This window comes from Candidatus Cyrtobacter comes (assembly GCF_034470605.1).
GTDB classification, from domain to species: Bacteria; Pseudomonadota; Alphaproteobacteria; order Rickettsiales; family Midichloriaceae; genus Cyrtobacter; species Cyrtobacter comes.
On the sequence record NZ_JARGYT010000035.1, the window covers coordinates 1 to 12006 of the forward strand.

At 33.9% G+C, this 12006-nt stretch carries 9 protein-coding genes; 2 read left to right on the top strand and 7 right to left on the bottom strand.

Going from position 1 to position 12006, the window contains the following annotated elements:
• Nucleotides 1–447: 447 nt before the first annotated feature.
• From Cyrtocomes_RS03220 to Cyrtocomes_RS03250, 7 genes are all read right to left on the bottom strand, one after another.
• On the bottom strand, nucleotides 448–1152 hold the full coding sequence (locus tag Cyrtocomes_RS03220) for a class I SAM-dependent methyltransferase (RefSeq protein WP_322497766.1): 705 nt from the start codon (nucleotides 1150–1152) through the stop codon (nucleotides 448–450).
• On the bottom strand, nucleotides 1149–1343 hold the full coding sequence (gene iscX, locus Cyrtocomes_RS03225; protein ID WP_322497767.1) for a Fe-S cluster assembly protein IscX: 195 nt from the start codon (nucleotides 1341–1343) through the stop codon (nucleotides 1149–1151). The genes Cyrtocomes_RS03220 and iscX overlap by 4 nt, the downstream gene beginning before the upstream one ends.
• Before the next feature lie 26 nt (nucleotides 1344–1369).
• Nucleotides 1370–2488 carry a succinyl-diaminopimelate desuccinylase gene (gene dapE, locus Cyrtocomes_RS03230; protein WP_322497768.1) on the bottom strand — a complete coding sequence of 373 codons (1119 nt, stop codon included), beginning with the start codon at nucleotides 2486–2488 and terminating at the stop codon, nucleotides 1370–1372.
• On the bottom strand, nucleotides 2475–3410 hold the full coding sequence (locus tag Cyrtocomes_RS03235; protein WP_322497769.1) for a TerC/Alx family metal homeostasis membrane protein: 936 nt from the start codon (nucleotides 3408–3410) through the stop codon (nucleotides 2475–2477). Before Cyrtocomes_RS03235 ends, dapE begins: the two co-directional genes overlap by 14 nt.
• Nucleotides 3411–3424: 14 nt before the next feature.
• Nucleotides 3425–5668 (bottom strand): NADP-dependent malic enzyme, encoded by a 2244-nt coding sequence (locus Cyrtocomes_RS03240; protein WP_322497770.1) that lies wholly within the window; start codon nucleotides 5666–5668, stop codon nucleotides 3425–3427.
• A gap of 234 nt (nucleotides 5669–5902) precedes the next feature.
• Nucleotides 5903–6817 carry a glycine--tRNA ligase subunit alpha gene (locus tag Cyrtocomes_RS03245; protein ID WP_322497774.1) on the bottom strand — a complete coding sequence of 305 codons (915 nt, stop codon included), beginning with the start codon at nucleotides 6815–6817 and terminating at the stop codon, nucleotides 5903–5905.
• A 108-nt stretch (nucleotides 6818–6925) separates the two neighbouring features.
• On the bottom strand, nucleotides 6926–8662 hold the full coding sequence (locus Cyrtocomes_RS03250; RefSeq protein WP_322497771.1) for an ABC transporter ATP-binding protein: 1737 nt from the start codon (nucleotides 8660–8662) through the stop codon (nucleotides 6926–6928).
• 1455 nt (nucleotides 8663–10117) lie between these two features.
• Between Cyrtocomes_RS03250 and Cyrtocomes_RS03255 the strand changes: the two genes are divergently transcribed.
• Both Cyrtocomes_RS03255 and Cyrtocomes_RS03260 read left to right on the top strand, forming a co-directional pair.
• Entirely contained in the window at nucleotides 10118–10249 is a 132-nt protein-coding gene (locus tag Cyrtocomes_RS03255; RefSeq protein ID WP_322497772.1) for a hypothetical protein, read from the top strand.
• Nucleotides 10250–10651: 402 nt separating this feature from the next.
• A complete protein-coding gene (locus tag Cyrtocomes_RS03260) occupies nucleotides 10652–11893 on the top strand; it encodes a PQQ-binding-like beta-propeller repeat protein (RefSeq protein ID WP_322497773.1) in 1242 nt (413 codons plus the stop codon).
• Nucleotides 11894–12006: the final 113 nt, after the last annotated feature.

Here is a 12006-nt window from a genome sequence, read left to right on the forward strand (position 1 = left end):
TTCGCTAAACTCAAAGAAAATCGACGCTTAGCATTACGATTTGAGAAATCCGATCTCTCTTTCCTTGCCTTTATAGCTTTAGCATCTATTAAATACAACCTTTGTTAACAGTGCCTAATCACTCTAGCTTCTTAACTCCTATTTTATATGACGTTTTATACTGACTTAGCTATACCTCTATTTACATATGTTATAACTTCCTTACGAAAATCTGTATCATGCTGGCATTTTCCTTTGAATATCACTTATCTGTACGCAAATCTCAACTTAGGTTACTATAGCGAATCTTTAATTTGGATTAGTAACTATGCTGGGTGTGCTATAGTTTAGCTTAAATCACTATAGTGTGTGGAAAAGTGAATGTATTATACATTTCAAATTAAGATTTTATTTTTTTAAATTACAGAAGTGGATTTTACTTAACCTTATTACATAAAGTTTTATAGATCATTTATATCCCCAGTGTACTGCTACAATGCCAGAGGTCATTTTGATATATTTTGATAGTTTAAATCCAGCCATATTTATCATTTCCAAAAAACTATCTGCATCTGGAAATGTTCTTATGCTATCTACAAGATATTCATAACTTTCTTTACTGCCTGCTATAAAATGACCAATATTAGGTATTATATTGCGTGAGTAAAAATCATATAATGAAAAAGTTACCGGATTATTAACGTTAGAAAATTCTAAACATAAGAATTTCCCACATGGTTTTAATATCCTATATGCCTCAGATAATACTTTAGAAATATTAGGCATATTTCTAATCCCAAATGCAACAACATAACAATCAAAGCTATTATCATCAAACGGCATCTCTTGGGCATCCGCTTCAATAAATGATACATTATGTTTTGGCATGATCCCTTGATCAATTAATTTGGCTTTTCCAATCTTAAGCATGGATGCATTTTTATCACATACAACTACATTTTGCGGGAGATTATTCTTTTTAAGGAAAAGTTTGGTAATATCACACGTGCCACCAGCAACATCTATAAGAGAAATATGGCTATCCTGTGGAATGTGAGAAACGAATTTTTTTTTCCAAATCCTATGTATGCCAAAACTCATTAAATCATTCATTAAGTCATACTTATCTGCAACATTAGTAAAAACGCTTTGTATAAACTTTTCTCTACTCATTCTCTTTCTTCAAGCCATGCAGATTGTACTGCTTCAAGTATTTTTTCATTACATTTCGTATCTTCAGGTGAAAAGCCAGGTAGGCTTTCTATCATCATCATGAGTTTTGGAAAAGTTATACTATTAATATCAATAGTAGGGTATTCATCCTCTAAACATAGCACTATATCTTCGATATCGATCCATCTCATTTTATCAAACTATAAAATATTAATCTTTATATCAATTCAAGAATTTTTAAATAGATATTAGATAGTTTCTCAATATCCATTAGTTCCGCATATTCGTCAACTCTGTGAGCCATTTTTGTAAACAGACCAAGCTCTATTACCTCTTGGCAATTTTTAATAATAAATCTAGCATCAGATGTGCCACCAAAGGTGTTAATTTGTGGCTTAAACCCCATAATAGATTCAATAGCGTTAGATGCAATTTTAGAGATATTAGCATGTTGTGCAAGAAACGCCCCTCCGCTGCTATGCCATTTTATATCTATGTTGCTATAGCATTTCTTACATGTGTTTGTTATTAATTCAGCTATATCATTAGCTGTTCTACTTATAGGGAAACGTACGTTAAACCTTGCTTTAGCAATATTTGGCACAAGATTTTCTGCCTTACTGTCAGAAATTAATGAAGTAAATTCAAGATTTGAATCCTGGAATAATGCATCTCCATCGTTAAATTTATAATTAGTAAGCTCCAAAGCAATTTGTGCCATTATATCTATTGGGTTTAAATGCTCATAAGCAACATGCCCCTGTTTACCATGCACTACTAAATCAAAAGTTATGCTACCTCTTGCTCCAACCTTTATGGTATCACAAAGTGCTATGTGGCTTGTTGGCTCTCCTAAGATACATATATCTATCTTTTCGTTTTGCTTTAAAAGCCAATCTAACATTTTTTTTGTTCCGTTAATAGCAATGCCTTCTTCATCACCTGTAAGAAGAAAACTAATTGTTATATCTTTTTTTATTCCTTTTTTTATAAAGCTATCAACCGCATATATCGCAGATGCTATTGCGCCTTTCATGTCGACAGCACCTCTCCCATATAATTTTCCATTTTCTATATGTCCAGAGAATGGATCATGGGACCAGCCATCACCAGCAGGTACAACATCAACATGTCCAGCAAAACAAACATTTTTGCTTCCGCTTCCAAATTTTGCATATAGGTTTAAGACCCTATCATCACTCTCTCCAAAATGTACAATCTTTACTGAAAATCCAATGCCTTCAAGTATAGTTTTTACCAAATTCATCGCACCATCATCTTTAGGTGTAACGCTTTGACATCTTATTAATCTTTGTAATATTTCAATTTGAGACATCTTTTTTTACAGAGCATCCATTCTTCAGTGAGATACATATAGGAATTATAAATGAAAATGCAATAACGGCTATAGAAAGCAAAGGAAAAAAAACAAAGCCAAGACGGGCAAAAATCATCTTAATACCCATATATATCAATATAACAGCCAAACCATACCTGATATATATAAATTTTTTACTAAAATTACTAACAAGAAAATACATAGAGCGCATTCCAAGAATAGCAAACATATTAGATGTAAAAACTATGAATACATCGTTAGTTATTGATAAGATAACAGGTATGGAATCTGCGGCAAATATTATATCGGATTTTTCAATTAAAATGAGGGCGATAAATAAGTTTGTAAAATATAATTTACCTTTCTTTCTAACTATAAACTTATCACTTTCAGAATCAGTAATTCTAAAAAATTTTCTTATTAGGGAATCGGTAAATTTACCCAATTCCTTTTTATCAGAGGTGCCTCTATCTTTTATTATGCTAATTCCACCATATATTAATATTAGACCAAATGCATAAAAGAGCCATGACATTTTTTCCAAGATTCCTATCCCAAATGATATTGCAAAAAAGCGCAATACTATTGCGCTTAGAATCCCTATGGTTAGTACACGCCGCTGCGCCTTATCATTAATATTAAACTTTTGAAAAATAAGTATAAATATAAAAATATTGTCTATGCTCAGTGAAAATTCTATAAGGTATCCTGTTATGAAAAGTAACGAATCCTCCTTACTTGAGAACAGGTATATCCCAAGAGCAAAAATCATGGCAATTGTAAAGCAAGCTGCAGTTATAATAGCAGATACTCTATAAGATATGCTGCCCCCCTTAACCTTATTGCTTACGCTAAAATCTAAAAAAATAAGAAAAGCAAAGAAAAAGAGAAAGGCTACGTAACCGTAGTGCAGCGACATACAACAAATAAAAACTAACTAGAGACAGCGATAGTCGCTGCATTTATAACTTCAGAAACGGACGAAAACGCTTGAACTATCTGGACCCTCTTATCAAACCCACATAATATATTAGCTATAAGTATCGCATCGCCAAATTCCTGCAATAATTTTACAGATATATGAGCGGCCTGCAAAGAAGGCATGACCAAGAGGTTAGCAGAATTGCTCAGTTTTGTGAAAGGATATTTTAATAAAATTTGTGCGTTCAATGCAACATTTGCTGTAAGCTCGCCATCAAATTCAAAATCGAGGTTTTTAGAATTCATAATATCTAGAGCTTTTAGTATAGTTGTAGCTCCTCTATTTGAGGGATTTCCAAAGTTTGAAAAAGAAAGGAATGCGACCCTAGGTGTATGCCCTATTCTTTTTATCTCATTTGCGGCGACAATTGCTATTTCTGCAAGATCCTCTGCTCTTGGATTTTCATTTATTGCTGTATCAGTAATAAAGATTGTTCTCCCACCTTTGGAAAGTACAGAAATATTGCAAAGCATTTTTTTTCTATCAACCACCCTAGAAACATATTTAAGCGTTGATATAAAACCCTTATTTGTTCCAGCAACAAGTGCATCTGCATTACCATGTACAAGGAGCTCAGAGGCGAATAGAGTATTATTACTAAGAACTAGATTATGTGCATCATCGGTGTTCACTCCTTTTCTCTGCATCTTTTCGTAAAGATGGGATGAATATAATGGTACATCCTTATCTAGTTTGGAATCAGCTATTACTAAGCCTTTCGGATGAGTACCTTTACAAATTTTTCTTACAAGCTTATCAAGTCTCTCAGAATTTCCTACTAATACTGCCTCTCCATATCCTTCAGTGGACCAGTGTACAGCAGATTTGGCAGAAATTTCTTCATCATGAATGGAAAATATCACCTTTTTAGGATTTTGCCTTAAGTTCTTAAAAAACTTATTCATAATTCCTGCCCTAGGACTGATTCTGGCCATCAGCTCCTGCTTATACTTATAGAAATCGTTTATAGGGTTTTTTGCAACACCAGTTTCCATTGCAGCTTTTGCAACAGCGGCAGGAATTTCTCTTATTAACCTAGAATCAAAAGGAACAGGGATTATATATTCTGGGCCAAATTCATGTCTTTTTCCAGAATAAGCATCTGAAACTTCTACTGTAACTGGTTGTCTTGCAAGGTCTGCTATTGCTTGAGCTGCAGCTACCTTCATTTCGTTATTTATAACAGTCGCACGGACATCTAATGCCCCCCTGAACATATAAGGGAAACACATTACATTATTGATCTGATTATTATAATCAGATCTACCAGTTGCAATAATTGCATCATCCCTAACTTCTTTAATTTCCTCAGGTGTAATTTCTGGATCTGGATTAGCCATAGCAAATATTATGGGTTTATCACCCATCTTTTTTATCATATTTTTGCTAACAGCGCCTTTCTGTGAAAGGCCTAAAAAGACATCCGCCCCATCAAAAGCTTCCTCTAACGTACGGCACTTAGTAGAAGAGGCATGTTTTTCTTTCCACTTGTTCATCCCCTCGCTCCTACCTTTATAGATAACGCCCTTAGTATCACAAGCTATCAAATTATCATCTCTTACTCCTAAATATTTTATAAGCTCTATGCATGCGATGGCAGCGGCACCGGCCCCATTTACAACAATTTTCGCATTTGCAATATCCTTTCCAACAATTCCAAGGGCGTTTATCAAGCCAGCTGCAACCACTATTGCCGTACCATGCTGATCATCGTGAAAAACAGGGATATTAAGTAGACGCTTTAATTTCTCTTCTATGATAAAGCATTCCGGGGCTTTTATATCTTCTAGATTGATACCTCCCCATGAATCAGCTATATATCTAACAGATTCGACGAATTTATCTGGATCCTCAGTACAAACTTCGATATCTATTCCATCTATATCTGCAAACCTTTTAAATAGGGCGGCCTTTCCTTCCATTACAGGCTTAGATGCAAGTGCGCCTAAATTACCAAGGCCAAGTACCGCGGTACCGTTAGAAATAACAGCAACAAAATTTCCTTTTGAAGTATATTTATACGCAAGTTCTTGATCTTTCTGTATCTCAAGGCATGGAGCCGCAACTCCAGGAGAATATGCGAGCGATAAGCACCTTTGTGTAACAAGTGGTTTTGTGAGTTCAATAGAAATTTTGCCACGTCTTCCTGAAGAGTGGAAGTCCAGCGAATCTTGATATAAAGCTTCCTTACTCATCCCTAAAAAGATTTTTAAAAAAGTGAATATAACAGAATAGTATTGCTATAACAATGTTACTGAAGTACGGTTGAAGATAAAATTTACTATAACTATCTGATAATCTACGGTTGGCTCTATGCTATAGGCGTTCATGTGGCGATGCTATATTCCGAATATTCGAAGGTTGGCAAATGATTAGAGCGCGCTGAAGAGCTTGGCATATATACTGCATAGCTTTATGCAGCTTTAATATCATCTTTGTTGGACAATTCCAGATTCGTGCTGTTTTTCTGTATATCCTATAGTTTGGCCGCAACATTCTTTTGATAATTTTCTTAATCGAGAAATATAATGAGCCCTTTCTGTAACGCCAAGAACTTTTCTAGCTTCTAATATATTAAATGTATGAGAGGCTTTTAGGCAAAATTCATATGCGGGATAAGTTAGTTTTACGGAGAGCAGGTTTGTAGATTGAGTTATAAGATCTTCAAAATTTTTCTTTAAAATCTCAGTATCAGCATATTCAAAATTAAATGCACATGACTGCTTTTCACTATCTAGGAATATATCTTTGTACGTAAGGCCTGTTTTATTCCAAATTATGTCCCAAATTGTATCTTTTTTTTGAACATGCATTGCAATTCTCTCAAGGCCATAAGTTATCTCAACTGGTACTGGTGAGCAAGAGATCCCTGCTATTTGTTGCATATATGTGAATTGTGTTATCTCCATACCATTACACCATACTTCCCATCCTAAGCCCCAGGCTCCAAGAGTGGGATTGGCCCAATCATCCTCTATAAATCTTATATCATTGATGCAGGGGTTGATTCCAATGCTTTTTAAGCTTTCTAAGTATAAGGATTGAGCATTATCCCTGGATGGCTTGAGTATTACTTGGAATTGATAATAATGCTGCAGTCTGTTAGGGTTCTGTGCGTACCTGCCATCTTGTGGTCTTCTGCATCCTTGAACATAGCATACATCCCAATTTATTTCAGAAAGGCACCTGATTGTAGTAGCTGGATGAGAGGTGCCTGCTCCAACTTCTGTATCATAAGGCTGTAGTACCACGCAGCCTTCATCTGCCCAAAATCTTTGTAAATTCAATATGATATCCTGGAAATTCATTTGTTTAAGAACAACGCTGCTGATAAAATTATGCATTGACAATAGTTATTTTTTATCTAAATACCAGCCTTAAAAATTTCTCAAAATACGTAAATATTATTTAAATCATCTTAATGCAAAGATAGAGAGCATAGATTATATAATCTAAGAGCGAATATAGGTATCTGCTTGCTTTTGGAACATTGAGCTATATATACCACCTGATTTGATGAGATCGTTATGATTTCCGCTTTCTATAATTTTACCATTTTCTATCACTATTATTTTATCTGCTAATTTACTAAGGGAAAGTCTATGGCTTATTATTATAGATGTAGTATTCTTCATCACTTCAGTTAGGTGGTTTGCTATACTATATTCTATATTGGCATCTAGTGCTGATGTTGGTTCATCAAAAATAACCAAATCGACCCCATGTTTATAAGAGAGTAAGGTTCTAGCTATGGCTAATCTTTGCCATTGCCCGCCTGATAATTCTATTCCGCCTTTAAGTTGTCTTGATAATATTAAATCTAGATTATCTTTAATATTGGATAAATCTACCATTACTAGTATGGGGCGAAGGTTATCATCTTTTGTGGAAAGTTGTCCAGGGTCAATATTTTCTCGTATTGAGAGTGGAAATTTTGCAAAATCCTGAAAGACTGCTGAGATTTGTTTGTAATACTCATTCCTATTAATGGTATTTATATCAACACCTTTCCAAAATATTGTTCCTGAACTTGGTTTATAAAAGCGAGATATAAGCTTTACTAATGTACTTTTTCCAGCTCCATTTTCGCCTACTATTGCAAGGCTTTGCCCGGTTTTAAGTTGGAAATTTAAGTTATGTAATACATTTCCATTACCATATGAAAATGATACATTTTTAAATTCCAGCAAGATATCCGAGTGCTCTGGGATTTTATTCTCTTTCTTAATCTCTTCGTATTTTGTTTTGAGAAGAGTGATTAATGGTAAGATTGATAACTTGATGCCAAGTAGCTCTATTACTCCATATAACAAATGTAGGGAACTGCTTATAAATTGTACTATGAGGCTTAAAAGAAAGCTTAAATTACCAAGGCTAAATGAGCCATGTATTGCCCCGCTTACTATATAAAACAAGCTAACGCTAAGCCCTATAATACATGGTAAGCACCAAAATAAAGTTTTTATTAATGCGTATTTTCTAAGGTGACCAAGCTTATTTGTAATATATTCGTTATCTTTTTTCCATTGTTCTAGCAGGCGTGCCTGCATTCCATAAAGTCTTAATTCTTTTGAAAATTCATCGGAAGTAAGGCAATGTTCTTTTATATGTAAATTTTTGAATAGCTCGGCATGGTCGCTATATACGTTCCAGACTTTATGTTGAGATTTAACCATTACATACATCATTGGTATGACGGTTAAAAGTAGTACTGTGGGAATCCACCATGTAAATATAAAAGAAGCAAAAATAGCTGGTAGAAGTGAGAAAAAGCCCCTCAATGTACTTGATACGCTCCATATGATATTATTTACACGATTTATACCATCTTTTGCTAAAGTGAGTTTACTTCTTAGTTTTGGGTCTTCGAATATATCGTTTCCTGGCCATAGTGCTACCTTTTCCATAAAAGCTAGATTGATTTTTTGAGATACCCTCCTTTCTATACTAAATGATAAGAAATTATGGATTAATGATATGATTTCTTGTAGTGATAAAAGTATTGCAATTACGGCTACAAAAATAAAGATTTCAATTATCCAGGTATGAGTTATTGATATAGTATTAATTAATTCCGCAATGGACCAGGCAATAATTATTGGTATAAAGCCAGATATAATTTGAAAGCTTATAAATAATATGATCCTTAATCTATATTCTAGTAGGGTGCTATAAAGGAATTTTATCATTAGTATTAAGTTTTAGAATTTCTATAAAGCAAAATTGCATAAATAGTAATTTATTTCAAATAATTCGTTGCATTATAAATGTGATAATAATATTATATATATACTAAGAAAGATCAGAGGCCTCTAAAAATTCTCATAATTTTTATTGTAACTTAATATGGAAAACAAAATTGAAATAGTAGAGCTTGGCTCTGTTGATGCTCTTGTGATGGGGGGTGGGGAAATAGTTTGGAAGGTTGGATTCTTCCTAGGTCTTGAAGCATGAATTACAAACAAGCTGCCATTCTTTGGTGGCTTGTTCTATTGATGATTATTTAGTAACTAATAATATATTGCGGATATTTTAATATAATCAAATCACCTTGTACTTATTTGTAATTAATTTTCGCATATAAATTAATCTTTTGAAAAATAAGAATATTAATGTTATAGAAGTTGACTAACCTTAGAAGTTGATTAGTTTCAGGGGTTATTAACATTAATTTTTTATTATTTTTAACATGGAAAACAAAATTGAAGTAACGGAGCTTGGCTCTGTGGATGCTCTTGTGATGGGGGGTGGTACAAGGTCTCAAGAATGTAACTCCGGCAATAGAGAAACACAAGCAAAATTAAATTAACGGAGCTTGGCTCTGTTGACGTTCTTGTGATGTGGGGTGGTGGTGAGATAACTGAAAGTTCTAATAGCCGTAGACCGCCCTTTATATCCTAGCTGCACAATTGATATTTAAATTGTGATTATTAATCAATAAATTAGATATTGTTTGATGGCCACAAGGTAATATCTTGAAATATAATGAGCTTAAAGCTTGTTAATATATTGGCAAGCTTTAGAAGTTGATTAGTTTCATGGGTTATTAACATTAATTTTTTATTATTTTTAACATGGAAAACAAAATTGAAGTAACGGAGCTTGGCTCTGTTGATGCTCTTGTGATGGGGGGTGGTACAGGAGCTCAAGAAGGTATTGGTCAGGGATACTGGGAAAAGTGATCCTAGTCATCATAAAAATAACATACATTAATGATATATTTTTTATTTAATGCATAACATGGAAAACAAAATTGAAGTAACGGAGCTTGGCTCTGTTGATGCTCTTGTGATGGGGGGTGGTGGCGGGACAAGTGAGAACGAGAAAACTAGAGTGCCCGTTATATCCTAGCTGCACAATTGATATTTAAATTGCGGTTATTAATCAATAAATTAGATATTGTTTGATGATTGCAAGGTAATATCTTGAAATATAATGAGCTTAAAGCTTGTTAATATATTGGCAAGCTTTGGAAGTTGATTAGTTTCATGGGTTATTAACATTAATTTTTTATTATTTTTAACATGGAAAACAAAATTGAAGTAACGGAGCTTGGCTCTGTTGATGCTCTTGTGATGGGGGGTGGTGGGGATTATTCCGAGGGTCCGGGTTCTAACCGATTACGTGATTAAATAAAGATGACTATGGAAAACAAAATTGAAGTAACGGAGCTTGGCTCTGTTGATGCTCTTGTGATGGGTGGTGGTAAAGGTAAGAATGAAGGTAAGGACGGTGGACGTTGGGAAGATCGAATTCTAGTCATCCATAAAAAATAACATACATTAATGATATATTTTTTATTTAATGCATAATATGGAAAACAAAATTGAAGTAACGGAGCTTGGTTCTGTTGATGTTCTTGTGATGGGTAGTGGGAATTTTGGTCAAGAGGGTGATAAGAGTACGCTATACACTCAAGCGTCTTAAAAATGATAGCTTAAGTTAAAGGGCTCTTGTACATAGGCTGCAATGTACTTAGTGGTAGTATTGCTGGTCTATGTACTGGGTTCTTAATGGTTGTGTATACAGTAGTGGTTTTGTTTGTTTGGAGATTTGGTCTCTTGGGTTTAGCTTGTTTTTAATATCACAAAGCGCTGCTGCATCTGTTTGTAACGGTTGCTCTTTTAGAAGATTATTGTTATGAGTTTAATGTTTTTCATTTTTCAAAAAAATTTCTGATGAGGGTTACGGTTTTTTTGTTAGTACTTTTTTCTTTCCTGGCATCATCATGTAATAAAAAAGATAAAGAGATAAGTGGTGAGAGGGTGAGTTTCATAAATGAGCCTAAAAAGGTGCGTGAAAATAGAAAATTGAACTGTGATACGGGGAGAACGTTTTCATTTATGGATAATAAACTGCTCGATCTCTATAAAAGTAGATATACATCACCATTAACTAAGCCATTAGTAGTAGGTAGTGATTTATTTGTCCTTGATGATAATGCAAATGTATTGTCTTTTAATTTGGAAAGTAAAAAGCTGCTGTGGAAAAGAAAGCTTGGGTTTTCTAATAGAGACCTACCTTATGGCTCTATGTCATATAACAGTAACGCGCTATTTATAACGTATGGTGCTAAAGATGTCATATGTCTCGATGCTATTACTGGTTTTGTGATATGGAGGTGTGACCTTGCCCAAAGGGTGCGTTCAAAACCTCTAATCTTAGAGGGTAAGGTTATAGTGCAGACCATCTCTAATGAGATCTTTGCAATCGATCAGAAAACTGGGAAAGTGATATGGAGTGCTCCATCAAGTAACTTCAACCCACAAATTATTCAAATAAAAAAGATATATGCATATAAAGATATGATTCTTTATATGGATAATAATTTCCTTAATTGTGTCTCACTTACGTCTGGTCAACTGCTGTACTCGCATGATATGATATCTAATAACGTAATCAGCGGTATTAGTCGGGTTCAAAATTCAAATTTTATAGAAAGTTTTTTAACAGTTGATAAACATGACCCATCTTTGCTTTATGTTTATTCGGCTGATTCAATTTATGCTCTAAGATTGCTCGAAAAAGGTATTTTGGTGCTCTGGTATGCTAGATATATACCGCAAACTTATGTCTCTGAATGTAACGGCATGCTATATTTTGTAGATATGGTTAGTAATTTAATTGCCTTAGATAAAAATACTGGTGTTACTGTGCTTTCCATTAATTTGAATAACGAGGTAATAAACCAGCATATGAAAAGAAATATCTTGCATTGGTATACTCCTGTACCAATAAGTGGGGGCTTGTTAATTATGAATAAGGAGGGAAATTTTATGGAGTATAATTTTAAGTCCCATAAAATAACACAGAAAAAAGATGCGAATGGTACTATAGAGGTTGAGCCAATACTAACTGGTAATGATGCTATTTACTTCATGCTTAAGGATAGTGAGTATCAGGTAAAGCTTCTCAATTAATTTTTGATATAAACTAGGCACTGTTAACAAAGGTTTTGCCAAATAATGGAAAAGATGCAATATTATATTGGAGGCGATAAATATGGTATTTAGATGGATAAAAGGTTGTTTCC